Annotated in this window: 22 protein-coding genes; 5 read left to right on the top strand and 17 right to left on the bottom strand. The window is 39.4% G+C overall.

Going from position 1 to position 24,700, the window contains the following annotated elements; translation table 11 throughout:
- Positions 1–30: 30 nt before the first annotated feature.
- Genes WAE64_RS11820 through cmk form a run of 4 tightly spaced genes read right to left on the bottom strand, consistent with a single transcriptional unit; the run spans position 31 to position 3,680 of the window.
- Entirely contained in the window at positions 31–1,089 is a 1,059-nt protein-coding gene (locus tag WAE64_RS11820) for an NAD(P)/FAD-dependent oxidoreductase (protein WP_340236675.1), read from the bottom strand.
- A gap of 24 nt (positions 1,090–1,113) precedes the next feature.
- A complete protein-coding gene (locus WAE64_RS11815; RefSeq protein ID WP_340236674.1) occupies positions 1,114–2,037 on the bottom strand; it encodes a DNA adenine methylase in 924 nt (307 codons plus the stop codon).
- Complete coding sequence (locus WAE64_RS11810; RefSeq protein WP_340236672.1) at positions 2,034–2,951, bottom strand: type II restriction endonuclease; 918 nt, start codon at positions 2,949–2,951, stop codon at positions 2,034–2,036. Before WAE64_RS11810 ends, WAE64_RS11815 begins: the two co-directional genes overlap by 4 nt.
- Before the next feature lie 27 nt (positions 2,952–2,978).
- Positions 2,979–3,680, bottom strand: coding sequence for a (d)CMP kinase (gene cmk, locus WAE64_RS11805; protein WP_340236670.1), 702 nt, complete (start codon positions 3,678–3,680; stop codon positions 2,979–2,981).
- A 126-nt stretch (positions 3,681–3,806) separates the two neighbouring features.
- On the opposite strand from cmk, the gene WAE64_RS11800 reads away from it, so the two are divergent.
- On the top strand, positions 3,807–4,418 hold the full coding sequence (locus WAE64_RS11800; protein ID WP_340236668.1) for a DJ-1/PfpI family protein: 612 nt from the start codon (positions 3,807–3,809) through the stop codon (positions 4,416–4,418).
- A gap of 401 nt (positions 4,419–4,819) precedes the next feature.
- On the opposite strand, the gene miaA is transcribed toward WAE64_RS11800, so the two are convergent.
- Complete coding sequence (gene miaA, locus WAE64_RS11795) at positions 4,820–5,743, bottom strand: tRNA (adenosine(37)-N6)-dimethylallyltransferase MiaA (RefSeq protein ID WP_340236666.1); 924 nt, start codon at positions 5,741–5,743, stop codon at positions 4,820–4,822.
- Positions 5,744–6,168: 425 nt separating this feature from the next.
- Here miaA and WAE64_RS11790 point away from each other — a divergent pair, with 425 nt between their 5' ends.
- A complete protein-coding gene (locus WAE64_RS11790; protein ID WP_340236665.1) occupies positions 6,169–6,801 on the top strand; it encodes a DUF4230 domain-containing protein in 633 nt (210 codons plus the stop codon).
- Positions 6,802–6,902: 101 nt separating this feature from the next.
- Here WAE64_RS11790 and WAE64_RS11785 read toward each other — a convergent pair whose 3' ends face one another.
- From WAE64_RS11785 to WAE64_RS11760, 6 genes are all read right to left on the bottom strand, one after another.
- On the bottom strand, positions 6,903–8,114 hold the full coding sequence (locus WAE64_RS11785; RefSeq protein ID WP_340236664.1) for an acyl-CoA dehydrogenase family protein: 1,212 nt from the start codon (positions 8,112–8,114) through the stop codon (positions 6,903–6,905).
- Between the two features lie 39 nt (positions 8,115–8,153).
- Positions 8,154–9,374: a diaminopimelate decarboxylase gene (gene lysA, locus WAE64_RS11780; RefSeq protein WP_340236662.1), complete on the bottom strand. Its 1,221-nt coding sequence runs from the start codon at positions 9,372–9,374 to the stop codon at positions 8,154–8,156.
- Between the two features lie 288 nt (positions 9,375–9,662).
- Positions 9,663–10,058 carry a DUF3127 domain-containing protein gene (locus tag WAE64_RS11775; protein ID WP_340236660.1) on the bottom strand — a complete coding sequence of 132 codons (396 nt, stop codon included), beginning with the start codon at positions 10,056–10,058 and terminating at the stop codon, positions 9,663–9,665.
- A 141-nt stretch (positions 10,059–10,199) separates the two neighbouring features.
- The gene (locus WAE64_RS11770; RefSeq protein WP_340236658.1) at positions 10,200–11,198 is read right to left on the bottom strand and encodes a DUF4249 domain-containing protein; all 999 of its coding nucleotides are present in this window, start codon (positions 11,196–11,198) and stop codon (positions 10,200–10,202) included.
- 7 nt (positions 11,199–11,205) lie between these two features.
- A complete protein-coding gene (locus WAE64_RS11765; protein ID WP_340236656.1) occupies positions 11,206–13,590 on the bottom strand; it encodes a TonB-dependent receptor in 2,385 nt (794 codons plus the stop codon).
- 403 nt (positions 13,591–13,993) lie between these two features.
- Complete coding sequence (locus WAE64_RS11760) at positions 13,994–14,881, bottom strand: diacylglycerol/lipid kinase family protein (RefSeq protein ID WP_340236654.1); 888 nt, start codon at positions 14,879–14,881, stop codon at positions 13,994–13,996.
- A gap of 130 nt (positions 14,882–15,011) precedes the next feature.
- On the opposite strand from WAE64_RS11760, the gene WAE64_RS11755 reads away from it, so the two are divergent.
- Positions 15,012–16,520 carry an McrB family protein gene (locus tag WAE64_RS11755; protein WP_340236652.1) on the top strand — a complete coding sequence of 503 codons (1,509 nt, stop codon included), beginning with the start codon at positions 15,012–15,014 and terminating at the stop codon, positions 16,518–16,520.
- A gap of 103 nt (positions 16,521–16,623) precedes the next feature.
- Here the strand turns inward: WAE64_RS11755 and menC are convergent, their stop codons facing one another.
- Complete coding sequence (gene menC, locus WAE64_RS11750) at positions 16,624–17,712, bottom strand: o-succinylbenzoate synthase (protein WP_340236650.1); 1,089 nt, start codon at positions 17,710–17,712, stop codon at positions 16,624–16,626.
- 128 nt (positions 17,713–17,840) lie between these two features.
- Between menC and lpxK the strand changes: the two genes are divergently transcribed.
- A complete protein-coding gene (gene lpxK / locus WAE64_RS11745) occupies positions 17,841–18,890 on the top strand; it encodes a tetraacyldisaccharide 4'-kinase (protein WP_340236648.1) in 1,050 nt (349 codons plus the stop codon).
- Here lpxK and WAE64_RS11740 read toward each other — a convergent pair.
- Positions 18,871–19,494: a hypothetical protein gene (locus WAE64_RS11740; protein ID WP_340236647.1), complete on the bottom strand. Its 624-nt coding sequence runs from the start codon at positions 19,492–19,494 to the stop codon at positions 18,871–18,873. The two genes, lpxK and WAE64_RS11740, sit on opposite strands and share 20 nt — an antisense overlap.
- A gap of 175 nt (positions 19,495–19,669) precedes the next feature.
- On the opposite strand from WAE64_RS11740, the gene queG reads away from it, so the two are divergent.
- Positions 19,670–20,605: a tRNA epoxyqueuosine(34) reductase QueG gene (queG, locus tag WAE64_RS11735; protein ID WP_340236645.1), complete on the top strand. Its 936-nt coding sequence runs from the start codon at positions 19,670–19,672 to the stop codon at positions 20,603–20,605.
- A 12-nt stretch (positions 20,606–20,617) separates the two neighbouring features.
- Here the strand turns inward: queG and WAE64_RS11730 are convergent, their stop codons facing one another.
- From WAE64_RS11730 to lpxD, 4 genes are all read right to left on the bottom strand, one after another.
- Positions 20,618–21,241 (bottom strand): ABC transporter ATP-binding protein, encoded by a 624-nt coding sequence (locus tag WAE64_RS11730; RefSeq protein ID WP_340236643.1) that lies wholly within the window; start codon positions 21,239–21,241, stop codon positions 20,618–20,620.
- Positions 21,231–22,031: an acyl-ACP--UDP-N-acetylglucosamine O-acyltransferase gene (gene lpxA, locus WAE64_RS11725; protein ID WP_340236641.1), complete on the bottom strand. Its 801-nt coding sequence runs from the start codon at positions 22,029–22,031 to the stop codon at positions 21,231–21,233. The genes WAE64_RS11730 and lpxA overlap by 11 nt, the downstream gene beginning before the upstream one ends.
- A 65-nt stretch (positions 22,032–22,096) precedes the next feature.
- Positions 22,097–23,509, bottom strand: a complete 1,413-nt coding sequence (locus tag WAE64_RS11720) for a bifunctional UDP-3-O-[3-hydroxymyristoyl] N-acetylglucosamine deacetylase/3-hydroxyacyl-ACP dehydratase (protein ID WP_340236640.1) — start codon at positions 23,507–23,509, stop codon at positions 22,097–22,099.
- Between the two features lie 34 nt (positions 23,510–23,543).
- Positions 23,544–24,602 carry a UDP-3-O-(3-hydroxymyristoyl)glucosamine N-acyltransferase gene (gene lpxD / locus WAE64_RS11715; protein ID WP_340236639.1) on the bottom strand — a complete coding sequence of 353 codons (1,059 nt, stop codon included), beginning with the start codon at positions 24,600–24,602 and terminating at the stop codon, positions 23,544–23,546.
- Positions 24,603–24,700 lie beyond the last annotated feature (98 nt).

Raw genomic sequence — 24,700 nt, 5'->3', positions numbered from 1 at the left:
TATGGGTTTGTACCAACTTGGTACTTTATCTTATAACGAATATAACGAATAAAATCGCTGAATGTTAGATTCTGGCATTAAATCTTTCTGCTTTTCAAGAAAAAATAACATCTCTTGTGCAAAATAAGGCGCAAGCGACACACCTTTAGTACCTAAACCGTTGAATACATAGACGTTGGCATAAGCAGGATGGTTGCCTAAGAACGGCCGACGGTCTTTTGTAGTGGGCCTGATACCCGCCTGCTGGTCAATAATCTGGTAAGGTAATTTAAGAAATTTGTCTATTTTACTACTAATTGCCTCTTTGCTTTCGTCGGTGGTTTGCCAGTCTAGCTGATTCCATATATACGTTGAGCCAAATCTGAATTGCTGGTCTCCTAAAGGAATAATCCATGAACCTTGATTGACAATTTCTTTGATTGAATAGTTGTCTATCGTAGCAATCAAAGTTTCACCCTTGGCCGGATTAAACGGCAGCCATTTAAAATAAGGATTCTGCGAAGCATAATAGCCTTCACAAAAAACTATTTTAGCCGCTTTAAAGCCCTTATACGCAACGCTATTTTTTGAAATCTCGAGTGCTTGATAATCAAACTTCTCAGGCTGATAAGTAGCTTTTTGCAAGAAAAACTGCTTCAATGCTTCTAGCATCACGGGTACATCAACCCAACCAGCCGAGCTGGTATAAAGCCCACCTAAGGGGTTTTCTATTTCGCTGTAAGCCTCTGGTTTTACCAGCCTGATGTATCGGTCTAGGTCGTATTCATCAGTTAGTTTTAAAAAATGCTTACGTTGCTGTTCATTGGCATAAGGCCGAAACAGGTTTGTTTCATGATAAAAACTAGTGTGCGTTTCTTTTTCGAGCGATAGAGAAAACGCTTTAAAAAACGGAAAGAGCGTATCTGCCAGCCAGGTTTTATCAAGATTTTTACCCGTGATCGGATTAAATATTCCACCTGCTACCGCCGAAGACGTAGGGAGAGTTTCATCGTTCAGAATAAGCACCTGTTTATCAGCCTTTATCAGTTGATAAGCCAATAATGACCCCGCAATACCTTGCCCTACTATGATATAATCAAATTGCTGCATGAAATCTATAAAAAGAAAACGCTATTAAACGGCCCAATCAATTAATAACTGTTCTGTTTGTACTTTTTTCTTTATTCCATGATTGTGCTGTGCGAATTCAGAAATATCGAAATTACAAACAAGGGCCTCTACTACTGTTTTTCTATTTTCAATATTAGCCCCATTATGATAGAAATGATCTTTTGTGACTATATTAAAATGTCGCCAATATTTATTTATCATATCATTTTCTCTCCAGTCATTATGATGCCAAGTTGAGAGAACAAATTTAGCTTTTGTTTCTTTTAATAAATTAAATAAAAGAGCTTCATCTTCTTCTTTCCATCCATTATAATAATCAACATGTCTTCCATAATACGGAGGGTCACAGTAGATTATATCATTTTCGGTGGCCAAAGGGATAATCTTTGAAAACGATTTATTATGAAAAATCCAGTCAGGCTCTGGTTGTATAATTTGAGAGACATTTGCAATCTGATTTATTATCTTTGTAATATATGCTTGAGCAAATCTATCAGGCTTTTTGCAAAATGGGATATTCCAATTTCCTTTACTGCCAAACCTCATCATACCATTAAAGCCGGCACGAGAAAGAAATATGAAATCATAAGGTGAAAATTCTCCATCATTAAATCGTTTCCGGACATTTAGATAATGTTCATATCCATTGTTATTAGCTTTACTTAATAATTCTCCCTCTTTTTCAAGATATGCTTTCATCAATGATGGCGTAATTTCTTTTTTTTGTACACCCTTGTAAAAGTTTATAATATGAGGATTAGTATCATTGAGAATAGCTTTCTTATATCCAGAGTTAAATGCTACTACACCAGTACCTAAAAAAGGTTCTATCCACTTGCCCGTTGCTTTTGGTGCAAGTTCCATAATCCAAGGCACTAACTTAGTTTTTATACCTTGACTTTTAATTGGAGGAACAATAACTCTCATTTTACTTTCTTATAATATGTTGTGGCTATTTTATTATCCCATAAGTCTATTCTACCTTTAAACTCAAGAAAATCTTTTAAAGTAGTTATTTTAACAGCCTTACCATCTTTTATCATAGTGGCTACTCCATAATTTATCCAATATTCATCAAACCATTCTTCCCCCAATTGGCTAAATACTCCATTCCCTTTTTTAAGATCTGCAATATCAACGATAGAACCTATGTTGGCAGTATTGCCGGATCCTTGCTTGTCACTTGCAATTTTCCATTTTTCGGCAATAAAGAAGTCAAAGTCTTTAATTACAGAGGTTATAGAAGCTAGATTATTAACAGTAGTAACTTTTCGCTGTCCAATCTTTTTTAATATGCTATCTTCTTCATCTTGTAAGTCTTTTACTTGATAAATGTCGGTTTCAGGGAAATCTTCACTTACTAGAGTTCTTGAATAAATTACTCCTAAACAATAATGGGCTAGATATTGGTTATATGGGAACTGAATATTTTTGCTTTTATCCCTTTCTTTAAAATATGCTCCATGACTGCCTAATGTAAAACCAGAGATTTTATTGTTACGTCTAAATGTTGTTTTTATATCAAGAGCAAACTTTACCGACTCATTAGTATTACTAATAAATGTTATGTCAGGATACCAATTTTGTTTTTCAGCAAATATAATTTTGTAATTATAATCTTTAGCAAACTGTAAAAGCTGAGGGAAAATATGAATTTCGAGTATTTTAGAGATAATTTTAGTGTCGGCAGAAATAGTATAAATATTCTTAGAAACGTCAATAAATCCTTTAATAGACCAATCACCATTTTCAGTAGAAACATATTCTTCAAGTTTTAGAGCAAATTGATCTAAAGCTTGTTTAAATTCTGATTTATATTTTTCTTTATCATTTTGGTTCATTTTACCATATGTGATAGTATGCTTTTATTAAATATTTATTTCTTTCATCGCCTTGCTCACTGCTTCGTCTACCAGCAGACATACAGCATCAACCTGCTCATCAAAAGTGATGTATGATGTATCAACCTCAATGGCATCGTCAGCTTTTCTGAGCGGGCTTTCCTTACGGGTTGTATCTATTAAATCTCGTTTTTTTAAGTTCTCAAGAATATCTTCCAAATCTACCATTTCGCCTTTTTCGGCTAATTCAATCTGGCGGCGAGTAGCTCTTATAACAGGGTCGGCGGTCATAAAAATCTTCAACTCAGCATCCGGGAAAACCACTGTGCCTATATCTCGGCCATCCATTACTACGCCTTTCTTTTTACCCATGCGGCGTTGTTGGGCTACCATGGCGTGCCTAACAGCAGCAATAGAACTTACTTCGCTTACTTTGTCAGCAATATATAGTTTTCTGATTTCGTCTTCTACGTTGAGCCCATTCAGAAAAGTTTCGTTACGGCCATCGTTCGGATTCCGTCGAAACTCAATATCTATATTTTCAAGGGCTTTTTCTACTTCTTTATCGTTGGTGAGCGTTATGTGGTGCTCAAGAAAATACAGTGTTACCGAACGATACATGGCACCTGTATCAATATATGAATAGCCTAATTTACTTGCCACTCTTTTGGCTGTTGTACTTTTACCACAACTAGAATAGCCATCAACGGCAATCGTAATTTTTTGCATTTAGTCTAAAGTTTTTGCAAAGAAAAATCTAATTTGCGAGAGTAACAATCTGAGCAGTCAGGATTTAAGCATTTTTCGTTTTATTCTTAAAAATATTCAACTTTCAGTACTTTATTTTCACTATTAATGAAATCGGTAGGTATCTTTATTTTTGATGATGTAGAAGTTTTAGACTTCACAGGGCCTTTTGAGATTTTTGGCGTAGCCGGAAAACAAGGGGGTAGAGAAGGGTATTTTACTGTTTTTACAGTAGCCCAGAAAAATAAAATTGCCGCACGGAATAACCTGATTGTTGAAGCAACTTATACGTTTGATAACTGTCCAGTACCGGATATATTACTGATTCCGGGCGGTGGAGGCTTTAAACCTGATGGTACGCCCTTTGGTACAAGAAAAGAGATGAACAACGAGCATTTGTTGGAATGGGTAAAAGCCATGAACGAAAAAGTAGAACTGTTACTCTCGGTTTGTACGGGCTCTCTCATATTGGCAAAAGCCGGATTATTAGAAGGGTTATCAGCTACTACGCACTTCAAGGCTGTTGAGCAAATGCGTGAAGTTGCGCCTAATACAAAGCTATTCCCTGAAGAACGTTGGGTAGATAATGGGCGGATTATTCTTTCGGCCGGAGTATCGGCAGGGATTGATATGTCTTTGTATGTGGTTTCAAAACTTTTGGGTAAAGAAGTTGCTAATGAAACTGCTGAGTATATTCAGTATGATTATTGGAGGGTTTGATGTTTTTTTCTTTTATAACATCACATTGTTTGATATAGCTTATTTCGTGGCTTTACTTTTTTTACCGGAAAAAAAGTAACAAAAAAACCGGCATCATTTAAACTCGTACAATTAAAAATCCTTTAAATCATTTCTTGTAAAATAGTCTTTTTCCTGATTTTTAACTGTACTCAAACAGGAAATGATGTTTTAAGGTTACAATTTTAGTTGTTATTTTTATTATTTAAATGCCTGACTTGAGTCAGGCTTAGACACTAAAATATATTCCTTTGTTATATTAGCCACCCACGGGGACGGCCTTCCGTTTTATTGGGTGAAATGGTACGGCTAGAAAAAAGTAACGCAAGACTAGCCGTTCGTCTCAACAGGAAATGATGATTTAAGGTTACAATTTTTAGTTGTTATTTTTGGTTTAAAGTAGATTGAATATACCCATAAACCCCATCAAAATCTTCAGCGTTGAACCATTGGAAATCGTCTTGGTTTTTGAACCAGGTCATTTGTCTTTTGGCGTATCTTCTTGAATTACGTTTTAGCAGTTCTACCATTGTTGAGTGGTCGTAAGCGCCATCCATAAACTCAAAAACTTCTTTATAGCCTACTGTTTGTAGTGCATTATGATTTCTGTAATCATTTAAGCCTTTTACTTCTTCTTCCAAACCATTTGCCAACATAATATCCATGCGCCTATTGATACGGTCATACAATTCTTCTCTTGGTCGTTCGATACCTATTTTTATGAATTTAAAATTTCGCTCTACTTTGGCTTTTTTGTGAAATTCCGAAAAAGGTTTTCCCGTGCTTAGGCAAACTTCCAGGGCTCTTACTACTCGTTGAGAGTTCTGTAAATCTGCTGTGGCTGCGTATTCAGGGTCAAGTTTCTGGAGTTCGGCGGCTAGTTGCTCAACTCCTTCGGTTTCTAGTCTTTTCATCAGGTTTTCACGCAGGGCTAGGGGTGCTTCGGGCATTTCGTCTAGTCCATCAGTAATAGCCTTTACAAATAAGCCAGAGCCTCCGGTCATAATCACTACATCTTTTCTCTTGAAAATATCTTCTTCCAATAGCTTTATTACATCTCTTTCAAAATCTCCGGCGCTGTAATAGGCTTCAATGCTATGCGAATCAATGAAATGATGTTTGATTCCGTCCATTTCTTCTACGCTGGGTTTGGCTGTGCCTATGCTCAATTCCTGATAAAACTGCCTTGAATCGGCTGATATAATTTCGGTATTGAGTTTATGTGCTAGTCGGATAGATAGATCGGTTTTACCAACGGCTGTTGGGCCAACGAGCAAAATCAGATATTTAGGTGATGTTTGTGTCAAGATTGTATTAAGGGCTTTTGATGCAAAAGTAAGAATTTGCTAATTTATTAGGGTTAATTGCAAAGGATAAAAATAGAGTATATTAAGTTGTCTTGTTTGCATAGTCTTGGGATGTTACTTTTTTTAGCTGAAAAAAAGTAACTCAAGACTAGCCGTCCGCAAAAGAGCCATCATTCAAACTCGTGCAATTAAAAATCTGATAAATCTTTGCTCAGAAATTGTTCTTTAGGATGATTTTTAATTACACTCAAACAGGAATGACGTAATAAGGTTACAATTTTTAGTAGTGATTTAATTAGTGGAACTTTATTAAAATGTATGGTAATTATAAAACCATCGAAATATTTATATCTTTGGTTATGAATACTTTAGCTTGTTTTTTGAGTCTAAGTAATAGCAATTAAACATTTTATAAATTAGAGTACATGGATTTTTTATTTTTTATATCAGCATTAGGTGTTGGCGGTATTGCTGCATGGCAGGTTTTTAATTGGGTATATGGCAAAAAAATACGTGATAACCGTGAGCAATTGCGGCGTGAATCAACCCTATTGCTTGAGCGCATAGAGAAGGTTTTCAAGGTGGTAGTGGCAGAGGGATATTTTACCGAAATATATGACCACAGTAGTAGGAAAGATTTCTGGGGTTTGTTCAAAATTAACAAAAAGGCTTTGGTGGTTTCAAGAGCAAAGGTTTCGGTTGGCTTTGATTTTGGTAAAATGAAAGTAAGAAGAGACGAAACTACCCGCAAACTAATAGTTGAGGAGTTTCCGGTTGCGGAAGTAATCTCGATAGATACGGATTATAAATTTTATGATATTGACCAAGGTTGGTTGAATAAATTCAGCCATGAAGATTATACCAATATTCTGAACGAAGCCAAGAAACTAATGCAGGAAAAAGCCCTTGAAAGCGATTTGCCCAGAGTAGCAAACCGACAGGTTGGCTTAATGATGAACCAACTAGCCGCTGCTGTGAATTGGGAAATAGATTACAGACAACTGGAAACTAACAACAAAAAAGAATTATCTGAGTTTCAGGAAATGGGAGGGGAATGATGTCTTGAACTTTGATTTACCTGATTTGTATGATTAATCTGATTGTTGAATCAATAGTTCATAAAAATCAGTTTAATCAGATAAATCAAAGTTCAAGACAATTATTTAAACGCCGCAATACCCGTAATGGCTTGGCCTAAAATTAATAAATGAATATCGTGTGTGCCTTCATAGGTTACTACCGACTCGAGGTTCATCTGGTGGCGCATAATCGGATATTCGCCTGTAATACCCATGCCTCCGTGTATTTGTCGGGCTTCTCGGGCTATTTCTAGTGCCATTGCTACATTATTCCGTTTTGCCAGTGATATTTGTGCGCTAGTGGCTTTTCCCTGATTTTTGAGATTACCCAAACGCCAGCATACCAATTGTGCTTTAGTAATTTCGGTAAGCATTTCGGCCAGTTTTTTTTGTGTAAGCTGAAAAGCTGCAATCGGTTTGTCGAACTGTATGCGTTCCATAGCATATCTGCGTGCCGAATCGTAGCAGTCCATTGCTGCACCTAAGGCTCCCCAGGCAATGCCATAGCGGGCATTATCAAGGCATGACATAGGTGCTTTCAGTCCGTCGGCATCTGGTAATATATTGGCTTTGGGCACTCTTACATTATCAAACACCAACTCACCTGTGATACTTGCTCTTAACGACCATTTACCATGAATTTCAGGTGTACTGAAACCCTCCATGCCACGCTCCACAATTAAGCCTTTTATACGCCCTTGCTCGTTTTTAGCCCACACTACGGCCACATCAGCCTTGGGTGAATTTGAAATCCACATTTTCGAACCATTCAAAATCACGTGGTCGCCATCTTCTTTGAAATTGGTAGTCATACCGCTTGGGTTTGACCCAAAATCAGGCTCTGTCAAGCCGAAACAACCTAAAAACTCACCGCTTCCGAGCTTAGGCAGAAACTTCTGCTTTTGCGCTTCGCTACCATATTTGTAGATAGGAAACATCACCAATGAGCCCTGAACCGAAGCCGTAGAACGCATTCCTGAGTCGCCACGTTCAACTTCCTGCATCATAAGGCCATAAGAGATATAGTCTAATCCCTGCCCACCGCATTCTACCGGAATCGTTGGGCCAAACACGCCTAACTCACCAAACTTTCTGACAATAAACTCAGGGAAAACGCAGCGTTGGGCGGCGTCTTCAATAATAGGCGAGATTTCACGTTTTACAAAATCACGCACTGCCGAGCGAATCATTAGCTGTTCTTCGGTTAGTAAATCGTCTATTCCGTAAAAATCAGGTGATTCAAATTCGTCTTTTTTGCTTGAGCGATGAAATGTTTGGTCTGAGGCGGTCATGTTTGTACTTGATTCGATAATGCTTCAAATGTAAGCAATCTATATATCAAGCACAATCTGATTTTTCAGAATATCTTCCATCGTTTCACGTTTGCGAATCACCTGTGCCGCTCCGTTATAAATCAGTACTTCGGCAGGGCGGAAACGTGAGTTATAGTTAGATGCCATTGAGAAACCATAAGCTCCGGCATTTTTTATTACAATTATATCGCCCTCTTTTACCGTCGGAATCGTACGGTCTTTACCCAATGTGTCTGTTTCGCAGATGTAGCCTACAATATCATATTTTTCTTTCTCTTCTCCGTCAGGATTCGAGCCGTTGATAATTTCATGGTAAGAATCATACATCATCGGGCGGATAAGGTGGTTCAGACCAGAATCAACCCCTACGAAATTACGACCCGGATTATGTTTCACCACATTGGCACTTGTAAGCAAATAACCACATTCACTTACCAGAAACTTGCCTGGTTCAAACCATAGTTCTACTTCTTTGCCATATTGCGCACAAAACTCATTGAATACTTTTACTACGCCTTTGCCGAGTTTGTCCATATCGGTTATGTGGTCGTCTTCGTGGTAAGCTACTTTGAAGCCAGAACCTAAATCGATAAACTCAAGATTAGGGAAATATTTGAATGCCAAATCGAAGAGCTTTTCTGCTGCACTGATAATCACATTGGCATTCTTGAAATCAGAACCTGTATGTTGGTGCAAGCCTACTACTTTGAGGTCGTATTTCTGTACAATCTCATAGATTTCGGGTGCTTGCTCAATTGAAATACCAAATTTAGAATCTTTGTGTCCTGTAGAGATTTTGAGTGTACCACCCTCCATGATGTGTGGATTGATACGCAAACAAACAGGCAATGAATTGCCATAAGTTTGTCCGACTTTCTCTAGCAATGGCAGCGAATCAAGGTTCATTCTTAAGCCTAGTGCTACGGCTTCCTGAATTTCAGCAAACGCTACACCACTTGGCGTATATTGTATCTGATGAGGTTGGTAGCCTGCCAGAATCGCCAGATGAGCTTCTTGTGTTGAAACCACGTCAATATCTACACCATTCTTTCGCATGAGTTTCATGATATTGATGTTTGTAAGTGCTTTGCAGGCATATTTCAGTTTAAGGTTAGTACCTGCAAATGCTGTACGCATTTTGCCGATTTGCTCCTCAATTTTATTGCCATCATACACATACAGGGGTGTTCCGAACTGACTGGCTAAAGACTCAACTGTATAATTCTGGATAGAGAACATAGGTTTTACTGTGAAACTTTATGAAAGAATGATAAATAAATGGGTTGTTAAACCCCACCCCAACCCTCCCCAACTGTGGGGAGGGAGTCAAAAGTCCTCTTTTTGTTATCGACTCAAAGTGAGAAATAAGTAGCTTTTTATCATAAAAAAGCTACTGTTTTACTTTTGATATAGCCTTTCTTCTGATTCCCTCCCCATTGTTGGGGAGGGTTAGGGTGGGGTTATGCAAAGAAACACAGAGCATTATACCTCTGTGTTTCCTGAATGCATATAATATGTTTTTGTAGCTTAGAATGGTAAATCGTCTTTACCACCGTCGTTCGAAATCAGAAAATCTGGGGCTACTGATTTATTAGCTGCCGGAGCACTTGCTGCCGGTGTTGAAGCGGCTGCGTAGTATGGCTCTTGTGCCGGTGCACCGCCTGCTTCGTCTACTCTCCATGCTCTTACATCGGTATACCAACGACCGTTGAACTCACGGCTTTCGATATCGAACGATACAGTTACTTCTTTGCCTTCTACCAGCATGTTTTCACTTACTTTATCTCCCCATGCCGAAATACACACTTTCTTTGGGTATTGTCCTTCGGTTTCAATAACAAAATCTTGTTTCTTCCAAACACCGTTTTTACCCTGACCTGTCTGTAGAGGCAATAACTGTACGATTCTACCTGTAATTTCCATTTTTTATTAAAATTGTTATTTGAATATTAGCGATATACAAATATCTGCTGTCTTGTATTTTTTGCCTGTGCAATAAATAAGGGCACAAAGATACAAAGCAATAGGCAATAAATAAAGCCCGAGTCAGTCAAAAAGCTATGTTTAATAAACAATGGTTCGTATCGATTTATTTGAAGCTGCAAAACAGCCCAAGCCGTTTTTAACATTGGTAGGTATGGGCACCGGCTCAACAAACGGATTGCCGTTCTGGCGGTTGTTTACACGCACAGCTCTGTGGTAATCATAATAGTTTTTTTCGGTATTAAGTACCTCCAATGCAATAATGTCTTTTTCGCCCGAAAAAGTAGGTCGGTAAATCTTGCCATTGTCATTCACAAGGTCGCTGCCAAACTGAATAACACCATTGGGGGTTGAAAATATTGTTCCGTCTCGGTTGGCATCACTCTGGTATTGTGACTGTCGGTTTTCTTCGTCCCAATAACCTGTATAGGTGATATATTTTTCGATAGGAGTTGGGTCTTCAGTTCCGGCTAGTGGTGTCAGAATCATTTTAGAAGTTATACTGGCTTTCATGGTGTAATAATTCCTTTGAGACGGAATATCTCTCCAATCGAAATTAATATGGAAAATTTTCCTCCTCGAATTACCCGAACCCTCATAGAGCGTATCTATTTTATAATCAAGCGCAAGCGTGGTTTCGGTGGGAACAGTGCAACTTGCCTCTACATTACCAATAGGCGTTTCGGCTGTAATAGTGTATGTTTCGCCTGCTTTAATCGGAAACTGGCTTGCACTAAGCACATAGGTTGCCTGTGTTTTTACATAAGGAATACTCACCGATTGCTTTTTTGAATCGGTCAGAATCACGCTGGCGTTTTCTATCACACCACCTGTGTAATAAATGGTATCGTTGCCGATGACGCTAAAGCCAAAACCGTTGTTCTGATACACGCCCAATAGGGGAGTAGATTTGGTGAGTTTTACCATAATAACCGTGTCTTGTGGCGAAATATAAGCGTGCAAAACCACCTTTTCGGTACCTTTGGGTAATTTGCTGTCAGGTATGGTCGTAATCAGACTCTCGCATGCACACAAACCTGCAACCATACCTATCAGCCATATTTTTATAAGAAGTTTCATCGCTCAATCAGAATTTAAAGTTGTAAGAAAACGCAGGCACAATCGGGAACAAAGAGTATTTTTTCAATACTGTTTTATAGGGAGGCCCTGTGCTGGTATCGGTGGTTATGTCATAAAAGAACGGGTTTCGTCTGTTATAAGCATTATAAAGGCTAAATTCCCAGGTACGTTCATGACGTTTGAGTTTTTTATGAAACTGAATGCCCAAATCTAGCCTATGGAAAGCCTCTGCCCTGAAGGTGTTCTTTTCACCATATTCGTTTGCCCTTTGGCTGCTCCATTGGATACGGTCTATAAAAGTCGGGTTTCGGCGGGTGTTATTAAACCTATCGGTATAGGCATCATAAGAGGCAATAGGAAGTGTGAGGGCATTGCCCGTACCATATACCCATGTGCCCGATATGGTAATTCGGGGACTTAGCTCATAAATACCCACTACCGAAATATCGTGTCGGCGGTCATATCTCGGGAAGAACTTTTTACCACCATTCAATTCGTCAAATTGCCACTGTGTCCACGAAAGTGTGTAACCAACCCAGCCTGAGAAACGCCCAACTTTGCGTTGTAAAAGTACCTCGCCACCATACGACCAGCCTTTTCCGGCAGTTACGTTGTCTTCCCAGCTTACTTCCTGTGCTCCTAAGCCATCAAGGTTCAGAAACGTTGAGCCTTCTTTATAGGCCAGAATCTTATTCATGGCTTTGTAATAGCCTTCTACCGTTAGGGTCAGGTTTTGCTTTGGTAAATCTTTGGCTATACCTGCCGCTATTTGTCTTGAGTTTTGTGGTTCCACACGACGAGTAGTAGGTACCCACAAGTCGGTTGGTAAACCAATACCCGTGTTTGAAAGCAGATGTACAAACTGATTCATTTCGGCATAAGATACTTTGGCAGATAAATTCTCTGCCAGTTTCAATGCTGCCGAAAAACGTGGTTCAGGACGTACATAGTGGCGCTGTTGGGCTAGAAAGTAGCTTAGACGCATACCCAAATTCATCTTGAATCGGTCTGTTACTTTCCAGGTATCTTCGGCATAAATGCCCGATTCCATTACATCAATAGGCGTTGCTGCACGGTCGAGGTTGGTCTGGTTGCTTTGTAACACAATCGCCGAAGGAATAAATCGGTGGCGGGTAACAGCCAGACCCATACGGATAGAGTGCCGATGGTCTGGGAAATAATCGAAGTCGGTTTTAAGGCCAATATCGTTGATTCTTGAGCTGTATTTGAGCGTAAAATCATCGGCATCTTGCTCATTATCTTTATAATAACTACCAATACCAAACTGATAGCGGCTCATAATAAACGAGGTATTGGCAAAGAGTTTTTCGTTAAACAAGTGATTCCAACGGGCTGTACCTGTGATATTCCCCCAGTTCAGGTTCGATTCGTTGGTTTCTAAAGCACTTTTTGAGTTGGCATAGAAACGGTCTTGTCCCAAATAGCCACTTAGATACACTTTATCTTTACGGCCAAAATCATAATTGAGCTTGGCGTTGAGATCGTAGAAATAATAACCGCCTACGTCTTCTGAGCCTTCGTTTGATTGGGCTTTGATAAACGGACGAGCAATAATATCGAGATAAGTCCGTCGGGCTGAAATCAGAAAAGAAGATTTACCTTTTTTGATAGGCCCTTCGAGCGTAAGCCTTGAAGAAATAAGCCCGATGCCACCCTCGCCATGCAGTTTTTCCTTATTGCCTTCTTTCATGTTCAGGTCAATAACCGACGATAGCCTACCACCATGGCGTGCCGGAAAGCCACCTTTGGTGAGTTCTACACTCTTGAGGGCATCGCCATTGAAGGTAGAAAAGAAGCCAAACAAGTGATTGGCATTGTAAACAATGGCGTCATCGAGTATAATCAGGTTTTGGTCGGCACCGCCACCACGTACATAAATACCCGCTTGTCCCTCTGAGCCTTTTTGTACGCCGGGCATCAATTGCAGTACTTTCAGTACATCTTTTTCGCCCAGAAAAGCCGGTATTTTCTTAATCTGATTCACGGGCAAGTCTATCTGGCTCATCTGTGCCGACTCACTCACTTTTTCTTCCTGCCTTTTGGCCGATACCACCACTTCCTGCAATTGGTTCGATGGCTCTAAATCAATATTCAGCTCATGATTTTTTTGTAGGCTTATGGTTCGCACAATTCGTTCGTAGCCCACAAAAGAGAAAACAAGCGTAACCGAATCTTTGGCCGGAATGGTGAGCGAGTAAAACCCGTAGGTGTTAGAGGTAGTAGCAACAGAAGAATTAGGTAGATAGACGTTTACGCCGATTAATAATTCCTGACTGCCTTTTTCGCGGATATAGCCACTTACCGTGTGGCGGCTCTGTGCCCAGGTGGCAATTGTAACAAAGAAAAAAACTAAAGTAAATTTTATTTTCATAAAAGCGCTCTCGCAAGTATTGACTCTTTTCAATAACGCTCATTGTAGCACATTATTGAGCATTTTAAGGAAATACTCTGGTGGCATGGTTATTTAAGATTTTTTGTCTGAACTGTGCCGGGCGGCGTACCGCTTTACCTGATTAATCTGATTTGAATGATTTTCTTTTCTGGAATTGTAATTCATGTGAGTCAATTGATTTTTAGTAATCATAGTAAATCATTTAATCAGGTAAAGCGGTACGCCGCCCGGCACAGTTCAGACAACTTCGGTATCGAAAGAAACGAATTACTATATTCTGGCAGAAAAAGAGGGGAGTTTTAGTATTGTTGGGCTGATTATAGCCGGGGAGTAAATTGTGCTATGGGCTTATAGCACAATTTAGATAAGTGTTTACATAATCTCACACAATCATATTCAACTTATTAGGCAGCACCTCGGCTTGCAGGGGTGTTTGGCCTTTTACTTCGCCATCAAGCACCAAAGACAATGGTTCGGCATCAATGCTGAATTTTCGTGCTTTTTTATAAATAACCAATGGCGAATGAATGTGCTTACCCGAAAATATGAGCGGAAACAAGCGTAGCAAATGATAAAAAGGCACGTGTTTTATCACAAGCACATCGAGCAGACCATCGTCTAACACAGCCAGCGGAGCTATTTTCATGGCTTTGCCCGTATGTTGGGTATTGCAGGCCAGCACAAAGCAAAAATTGCCCGTAAACACCTCATCATCAACCACCACTTTGGCTTCAAAAGAAGGATTCTTGAAAATATGGATAATGGCCGCTAGGCTATAACGTAAGCCACCAACCCAGCGGAGTTTCTCGGCAGTAGCATTGATGTAAGAAACCAAGCCCCAGCCAATCACATTGAATCCATACAAAGGCTGTGCGTCTGTTGTGTCAGCGAAGCGGAGCTTAAAAATATCTATCAGCTTTGTATTATTTACTTTGAATTTTTGTAGTGAACTTTCCCAGTCGAGGTTGTTAATATCATGGTTCAGGGCCTTGCCACCACCACACGGAAACAGCAGCATAGGAGGGGTTGCCCCCTTTTCAGCAATACCGTTTGTTACCTCATGCATGGTGCCATCGCCACCAAAAATGATGATTTTTTCGTATTGGTTTAAGTCTTCTTTACTCAAAAAATCAGCGAAATGGCCTTTATATTGGCTCACAATGGTGTTAAATGTGTAGTCGGTGAGTTTTTTTTTCAGGTACTCACAAGCTGCAAGGCTCTTACCCGAACCCGAGTAAGGGTTTACGAGTAAAAGAAGTTTTTTAGGCATTTTATAACGTTAAGTGTTTAGGTTGATATAGAATTAGGCTAAATTTGTTAATTCTCAACCTAATATTATGATAAAAAAATCAAATCTGCTACTATTGTTGCGCTAATAGAGGGTACATATGACAAAAAACATGAATACACCAATAGATAATAAAAAGTTACTTATTAAAAAACTGCGCGAAATCGGAAGCAAAGAAGCTTCTTTGCGCTTTTTTGTGCTTTTGCAAGAGTTAATAGAAGTAACCAATCTGGGTGTTGATGACCCCAGAATAGCCTTTACGATACGCAAAGACAAGGCTATTTCGGCCAATGTCAACAATTATATAGCCCTCGATTTCAGAAATAAAAAAGGTATCTGGTTCGACCTCATCTTCTGTAATCGGCATGAGCAATTGTTTACCAAATACAAGGGCATAGAAACCACGCCACTCAATAATCCTGATTATTTTTATGCCCATATACCCTTTGAGCAAAAGCATATTATTGACGATATTAAGATAAGACGTGCCTGGCAGGAGTGTCTGGAAGAACTAAAAGGAAGAGCAATATCAAGTGCCCGAAAAGAACACCATAACCCATATATTTATCAGGTAGCCGAAGACGAAAACTTAAGAAACGAGCTTTTCTGGGAAATGGATAACCCCGATAGCCCATATTTGCCCGAAAGTGGTGGTTTAAGCTTAGTGGGTGAGGAGACGGGCAATTATGCTGTAAAACTGGATATTCCGCTTAATCTGGTGTATTATGGCCCTCCGGGTACGGGCAAAACCTATGAGGCCCAAAATATAGCCCGCCAGACTCAGGCAAGGTTTATTACATTTCACCAGTCATATAGCTACGAAGAGTTTATTGAGGGACTTCGCCCCATCAGTAAGGGCGGGCAGATTCATTATGAGGTTGTAAAAGGGATATTCTACAAGGCTTGTCAAGAAGCGTTGAAAAAGGCAGGTTATAACACTTTTGCCGCTTGTATTGATGACAAGAAAGAAAACCGTGAGCAGAAGTTTAAAAATGCCGAAAGCCATGTGTTAATTATAGACGAGCTGAATCGTGCCAATATCTCAAAGGTTTTTGGCGAGTTAATTACGCTTATTGAGCCTGATAAAAGGCTTGGAGCAAGCAACGAATTGTCGGTTATTCTGCCTTATTCGCAAGAGCGTTTTGGGGTTCCGGCTAATCTGCATATTATCGGTACCATGAACACCACCGACCGTTCAATTGCTCTGCTCGATTTAGCACTACGCCGTAGGTTTGAATTTCAGGAATTGATGCCAAAACCATATCTACTGAAAGAAATAGCTGATATTGATTTAGAAAAACTACTCAGCAAAATAAACCAACGCATTGAGTTTTTACTCGACCGAAACCATACCATCGGCCATGCGTATTTGCTTGAAGTAACTACAGTAGAGGAACTATATAAAGTATTTTTGCATAAAATTATTCCCTTATTACAAGAGTATTTCTACAACGATTGGGAAAAAATAAGGCTGATATTGGGGCAGGAAATTATTCTAAGAGAAACCATCAGAACCAGAGAGGTTTTTGGTACTAATCTGGATCGTTTCGATGATGAAACCTATCGTTATCTAGTAAATCAAGAGCTAAATGCCGATGTTTTAAAGCAGATTTACGCCTAAGTGTATCACGGCTATACTCGTCCAAGCATGGCCGTGGCACACTTAATCCAAGAACTAATCCAAGGCACGCATAATTAGTAGCCTTTAAACTTTTATAATACTATCAAACCCCAACAAAACTCAAATCCCAATCTTTATTGGTATCATATTTAAGGTTACCGTTTTCTACTGTAAGCGGGCTGTCTATATTATTATGATACAAACCACCAGTTCCTAAGCCTTGCGGAAGTGTATTTTTGTATTCGGCAGTAAACTGCGCAATAGCATTAAGCCCGATATTTGATTCTAGTGCAGAGGTTATCCACCAGCCTATTTGTAATCTTGAAGCAATCTCAATCCATTCACGGCAGTGTTGTAGTCCGCCGAGTAGGGTAGGTTTCAGAATAATATATTGAGGCTTTATTTTCTTCAACAATTGCATTTTCTGTACGTAGTCGCTCACGCCAATCAGTTCTTCGTCAAGGGCAATCGGTACAGGGCTTTTCTCACTTAGCTCAGCCATTGCCTCTACCTGTTGGGCTTTTATCGGCTGCTCAATACTATGTAGCGTATAAGTGCTAAGTTGGGCTAGTTTCTGCTCAGCTTCTTCTACCGCAAATGCACCGTTGGCATCAACTCGCAGACTGATTTGCTCAGGAGTAAATCTTTCTCTGATAGAAGCAAGAATGCCCAGTTCGTCCTGAAAATTAATAGCACCTATTTTCAGTTTCAGGGTATCAAATCCGGTTTTTAGTTTTTCCTCAACCTGGCTCACCATAAATTCCTTACTTCCCATCCAGATTAACCCATTAATTGGAATCACTTTTCGACCATCAACAAAATCATTATCAAAAATTACTCTTTTGCCACCATTCATAAAATCGAGCAAGGCAGTTTCAAAACCAAACTTCACCGATGGGAAAGCATCATCAATCAATTGTGAAAGAATAATGTTCAGATTCCACGGAAAAACCTCTAAATCGAGGCTATTAAAAGTATCGCAAACATTATCGAGCACCTGCTCAAAATCAGGAACAAAATCAATGCTCAAGCCATGCAAAGGGGCAATCTCTCCCAAGCCGAAAACCGTTGGGTTTTCGGTATCAGATATTTTTAAATAGAAAGTTTCTTTCTCTGTATAAACACCACGAGAAGTCCCTGCTTCAAATTTAAACTTCAATAAGTGTTTAGACCATTTCGCTTTCAGCCCCATCGAAAAATGCTTAATTTTGGCAAAAGTACAGAAAGTTTTATTTTTTATGCCACTAGATAACAGCTTTTGTGTTGTTTTCTTGCGAAAAAGTGTGAAAAAACTAACAATTGATGCTTAATACAAACTTTATGAGATTTGTTATACGCCTGATTTTACAAATACTGTTGTTCCCGCTTACCTTATTATTGGCAACCGCAATTTATACAAGAAATTGGTTTTATAACATAGGAATCTTACAAAGCACTCGTCCGGCAGTATTTACTATCAATGTAGGTAACCTTAATCTGGGTGGTACAGGCAAAACCCCTCATGTTGAATATCTGGTCAATTTGCTGGCCGATAAGTACAAGATGAGCATTTTGAGTAGGGGATATAAACGTGAAACCAAAGGCTTTGTGCTTGCTGACGAGAATGCTACCGCCAAAACTATAGGCGATGAACCGATGCAGTATTACCAGAAATTCAAAGATAAAATCAAGGTCGTGGTGTGTGAAGATAGAATAGCTGGTGTAAACAAAATTCAAACTGATTTTCCGAAAAACGAACTGATAGTTTTAGATGATGCCTTTCAGCACCGAAGAATCGCCCCGCACCTCAACCTGCTTTTATGTGATTATAACAGACCTTTCTATACCGACCATCTGGCACCCGTAGGGAAGCTAAGAGATATTCGCCAAAGTGCCAACAGAGCCGATGCCGTAATTGTAAGCAAGTGCCCCGAGCATATTTCGGTGAGTACTAGGCTAAGTATGAAAGAAAACATAAGCCGGTATACTTTGGCCAATATACCTGTGTTTTTTTCAAAGATTCAATACAAGCCTATTGTTTCTTATGCAAACCAGCAGGCTTTTGCACCACAAAATCCGGCTACCGTGCTGACTGCCATTGCTAAGCCGGAAGTGTTTATTGATTATCTGAATGCACAGGGCTACAAGATTGATAAAATAATTGATTACCCCGACCACTTTGCTTTTTCACGCAAAGAGATTGAGGCTGTTTTCAATCAAGCAGGTACTTTGCCGCAAATTATTACTACCGAAAAAGACATGGTAAAAATAAAGCCCTTGCTACAAGCGCAAGAGCTTAACTATTTTTTTTATGTGTCTATAGAAATACATATATCTGATAAGCATGAGTTTGATAACTTCGTGCTTAAGGCTATTTCAAAAAGTATCTGAAACCAATACCCAAACCCGGGCTGGCGCTTAAACCAGTGCCAACATTAATGATATTATCATTATCTATCCAAGAGTAAGCTACATTAAGGTTTATTATTGAAGCCGTGCCTTCAATCGCAAATTTTTCGTTGAGCAAATAGATTATTCCCGGACCTGCATTAATACCCAAAGTTACCCCTTGAACATTGTTGCCTTGCGCAATATCTCTTGATATGGTATTGAATAAATAGCCAACCTGACCTCCATACTGAACTGAAAGACCTAATTTATCAGAAATCATTTTATAGTTCGCAAAACGAACCCCTGCTGATACGGTATGAGTTGCAGCTGAATAAAATTGATTACCAAAGCTTGTTCTGGTACCTGTTGATTGAATGTTATACCCTAATACATAGGTAATAGAGAAGTTGTCTTTTACAAATTGAGTATAGGCAGGCGACACGCCTAATTGAATAGAGTTGCCTTCCATTACGCCATCTTCCTGGATTGATAAAAAGTTGAAGCTCAAATCTCCACCGATAAAACGTGTTCCTTTTGGTATAACTTGCCCGAAAGTTGTGATAGATACAATGCTAAGAATTAAAATGCACAGACTTTTTTTCATGAAAGTAGATTGTTTTGTTATTTAAATTAAAATTGTGTTAAAGATAGTAATTCGTGGGTATCTTTTATGGCTCACATACCTTAAATTCTTATTTTGAGGTATAGTTATTTTTATTAAATCTGTTAATGAATCTTCTATGAAGCAATATCCTCGCTATTAGCCGTATATTTGCAGCATGCTTCAATCTTATTCAGTAAAATATGCCAATCTTATCAAGGCCAAAGCCAAAGAACTCGGCTTTGATTTTTGTGGTATATCTAAGGCCGAATTTCTGGAAGAAGAAGCCCCTCGCCTTGAAGCATGGCTCAACAAGAATTACCACGGTAAAATGGCCTATATGGCCAATTACTTCGACAAACGCCTTGACCCACGCCTATTGGTAGAAGGTGCAAAATCGGTAATTACGCTTATTCTGAATTATTATCCAGAGCAAAAACTGCCTCAAACAGGCTCAGACCTGAAACTATCTAAATATGCTTATGGCAAAGATTATCACTTTGTGATGAAAGACAGGCTAAAGGATTTGATGGAGACGATTTCGGAAGAAATAGGGGAGGTAAACGGGAGAGTTTTTGTAGATTCTGCCCCGGTGATGGACAAAGCATGGGCTAAGAAAAGCGGCGTAGGCTGGGTTGGTAAACATACTAATCTGATTAATAGGGAGATGGGTAGTTTTTTCTTTATCGGAGAAATTATCTGTGACCTCGAACTACAACCTGATGGCGCTATTAAAGATTATTGTGGCACTTGCACCCGCTGCATAGATGCTTGCCCGACCGATGCCATTGTAGAGCCTTATGTAGTAGATGGCAGCAAATGTATTAGCTATTTTACGATTGAGTTGAAAGAAGCGATACCCAATGAGGTAAAAGGTAAATTTGAAAACTGGATTTTCGGCTGTGATATTTGTCAGGATGTTTGCCCCTGGAACTCCTTTGCCCGCCCACATACTACACCCGAATTTAATTTACACCCCGAGTTGGCTGAGTTTACCAAAAAAGACTGGGAAGAAATAACAGAAGAACTCTTTCAGGAGATTTTCCGTAGGTCGGCAGTAAAAAGAACCAAACTGGAAGGTTTAAGACGCAATATTGATTTTATGAAGGAATAGCAGAATAAAGTCTTACTTTAACTTAAAATCTCTAATATCAACAATATTCTTGCAGAAAGTATACTCGTGGGGCTGATTAGAACAAATAATTAGCAAACGGTCTTGTGTATGTTGTTCTACCTGGCTTAGGTACCACGCTGTGGCTTGTGCATCAAGGTTTGAAGTTGGTTCGTCGAGCATAATAATGGGGCAGTCGGAATAAAACGCCAAGCCCAATTTAAGGCGTTGTTTCATACCCGACGAGAAATTCTTGACCATTTTGTTTTTATGCTGAGCCAATTGTATGAGTTCAAGCAATTGAACAGGAGAAATTTGGTTTTTGAAAGGCTTGAACTGCTGATGAAATTCTACTGTTTCGAGTAGCGTAAATTCTTCTACCAACTCAAGATACGGAGCAGCAATGGTAATTTCTTTGAAAATATCATCAATGCTGATTTCTTTATTGGCAGAAGAATAGGTGATTTTGCCCTCGCTTTGGGGTAAAACACCTGCAATAACCTGCAAAAGAGTGGATTTTCCGCTCCCATTCGGGCCAACAAAAGTATAACTTTCGCCGGCTGAGAATGTTAAGTTGGTTTTACGGAAAATCCATTCGTTGCGGTATTTCTTGCCTATATCAGCGAGCTCAATTTTCACTTTCCGCAACTTTTTTTGAAGGGCTTCTGATGATTCCTCTTTCAGAATTAGAAATAAAATTCAATATTTCGTCTCGCTCTGGTGTAGCCGGAAACTCTAGTTCTACCTGGTTTGTAGCATCACTGTTATTTAAGCCTTTCAGGTATATATAGCGATAAATATCTTGTATTTCAGCAATTTTTTCGTCGGTTTTACCTCTGCGTCTAAGACCAACCGAGTTGATACCTGCATAAGTAAGTGGCTCACGGGCAGCTTTAATATAAGGTGGCACATCTTTACGGATTTGTGAACAACCTCCGATATAAGTATGCTTGCCGATTTTAACAAATTGTTGTACGGCCGACATTCCACCAATATTTGCGTAGTCGCCTACTGTTATGTGTCCGGCTAATTGCACACAGTTACCCAGAATCACATTGCTACCAACAATACAGTCGTGGGCAATATGAACATAGGCCATAATTAAGCAATTTGAACCAATTTCGGTGCGATATTTATCAACTGTTCCTCTATTTACGGTTACACACTCTCTGATAGTAGTGTTATCGCCGATGATAGTTACTGTTTCTTCACCTTTAAATTTTAGATCCTGTGGAACAGCAGAGATAACTGCTCCGGGAAAAATACGGCAATTTTTACCGATTCTTGCGCCCTCCATTATTATAGCATGAGAGCCTATCCATGTACCTTCTCCGATTTCTACGTCTTTGTTAATCACAGCAAATGGCTCAACAACAACGTTATGAGCAATTTTGGCGTCTGGATGTATGAATGCTAATGGTTGATTCATAATTGTTTGATTATTGCTTAGTGCTTATTTGTGGGTTTAAACCATAGCCTCAGAGAAGCCAAAGTTTAAGCGGTGGTTTGTGGCTTTATCTTGTCTTTTTTTATTAATCGGGCTATCATATTTACATCGCAAACCAGGTTTTTACCCACCCATGCTTCACCATGCATTTTAGCTACACCCAGTTTTACCGGATTAATCAGCGTACATCTGATAATCAGCGTATCGCCCGGTAATACATTTCTATAGAATCGGCAGTTATCTATACTTACCAGATACGGCCAGTATGCTTCAGGGTTTCCGGTACCTGTAAGTACCAATACACCACCAGTTTGTGCAATAGCCTCTATTTGTAATACCCCCGGCATTATCGGATTTTCAGGAAAGTGGCCTGTAAACTGTGGTTCGTTCATAGTGATATTTTTGATACCAACCACGGTTTGTCCGTCGAGGTACACAATCTTATCAACTAAGGCAAACGGATAGCGATGAGCCAGAACTTTGGCTATATCGTTTACATTGAATACAGGAGGGGTGTTAGGGTCATATTGCGGCGCACCTTTAGCCGAATCAAGCATTTGTTTCTTGATTTTTTTGGCAAGCTCGATGTTAGGTTTATGGCCTGGGCGAGCAGCCAGAATATGGGCTTTTAAAGGGCGACCTACCAAAGCAAGGTCTCCCATTACGTCTAATAGTTTATGACGTGCCGGTTCGTTCGGGAAACGCAGAGGGTCATCATTAAGAATACCTGTTTTTCCAACCTCAATTTTTGGTTTATTGAGTAGTGCAGAAAGGCTCTCGATTTCTTCTGGCGATACTTCTTTATCAACAATCACAACGGCATTGCCAATATCGCCACCTTTAATAAGCCCTGCTTTGAAAAGTGCTTCTAGCTCATGTAAGAAAACAAACGTACGGCAAGGGGCTATTTCTTCTTTAAAAAGCGCAATATTGTGTAATTGTGCATGCTGGCTATGCAAAACAGCCGAGTTGTAATCGACCATAGCCGTAACACGATAATCATTAAGTGGCAAAGCCGCCAGTTCAATGCTGCGCTCGTCGTTACGATAATGAATAGCCTCTGTTACTTCGTAGTAATTGCGTAAAGATGCTTGTTCTTCAAAACCTGCTTCTTCAAGCAATTCAACAAACTTAATGGCGCTGCCATCTAAAATCGGAATCTCAGGGCCATCTATCTGTATCAAAACGTTGTCAATCTGAAGACCAACCAAGGCTGCCAAAATGTGCTCAGTAGTATGTACCCTCGCGCCGTCTTTTTCTAAAACAGTACCCCGTGAGGTATCTACTACATAATCTACATCAGCGTCAATAATGGGCTTATTATCTAAGTCTATTCTTTGAAACTTGTAACCGTGGTTAATTGGTGCAGGTTGTATAGTAAGCGTTACGTTTTCGCCAGTATGCAAGCCTACGCCTGTAATTGACACTTTGTTTTTGATGGTTTGTTGTTTAACGTTCATTGGCAAATTTCATATTTTCTGTTGTACGCTGTATTTATGCCTCAGAGAATAAGCCTTCCTCAATCAATTCTTCAAGGCGTTTTTCTAAATCACGCACTTGTTTGTCTAATTGTGGAAGTTTTCTGAAAATAGATACAGACCGCAGATAATCGTTTAGTTCAAAGGCGGGCATACCCGATATAGAAGTATTTTCTTTTTTAATTGTTTTTGTAATTCCAGATTGTGCACCAACTTTCGTGCCATTGGCTATTGAAATATGGCCAACAATACCTACTTGTCCGCCAAACACACAGTTTTCTCCAATAATACTCGAGCCGGCTATTCCGTTCTGGGCTGCAATTACGGTATTTTTTCCGATTTCAACATTATGTGCAATCTGAACCAGGTTATCAATCTTTACACCCTGGCGGATAATCGTAGAGCCCATTGTAGCACAATCGATAGTTGTATTGGCACCAATACTTACATTATCTTCAATCACCACATTTCCTAATTGCGGAATTGTGCGATAGGAGCCATCTTCTTGTGGTGCAAAACCGAAGCCATCACTGCCTATTACGGCTCCTGCATGAATGACACAATTATTGCCAATCACCGAATTGTTATATATTTTTACACCAGCATAAATAAGGGTATTATCTCCTATTACAACATTGTCGCCAATATAAGCCTGCGGGTAAATTTTTACGTTTTTGCCTATTTTACTATTGTTTCCGATATACGAAAAAGCACCTTGATAAATGCCTTCTCCTATTTCTGAACCTTCGCCAACGAAGACCGGTTGTTCAATACCTTTCTTAGAAAAGTTCAAAATTTTCTGGTACTCTTCAAGCAGTTGTGTAAACGAGGTATAAGGGTTATCAACTACAATCAACGAAGCCGAAATGTCTTTTTTAGGAACGAAATCTTTGCCAACAATGACAGCCGAAGCTTTGGTAGTGTAAATAAACTGTTCGTATTTATGATTAGCCAGAAAAGAAATGTCACCTTTGTTTCCTTGCTCTATTTTAGCTAACTTGCTGACAGTCAGGGAGCCATCTCCTCTAACTTCTCCATTAAGCAAGTGGGCTATTTGCTTTATCGTAAATTGCATAAGATACTTCAGCGTGTTTAAATTTGCGTAAGGTGTAAACTAAAACATTATAAATTTATAAAATCCCGACAAAATACTTTTTGTCGAAAATAATCTTA

The organism is Emticicia soli (assembly GCF_037860775.1).
Taxonomy (GTDB): Bacteria; Bacteroidota; Bacteroidia; order Cytophagales; family Spirosomataceae; genus Emticicia; species Emticicia soli.
This window is presented reverse-complemented; position numbering and strand designations above follow the sequence as displayed.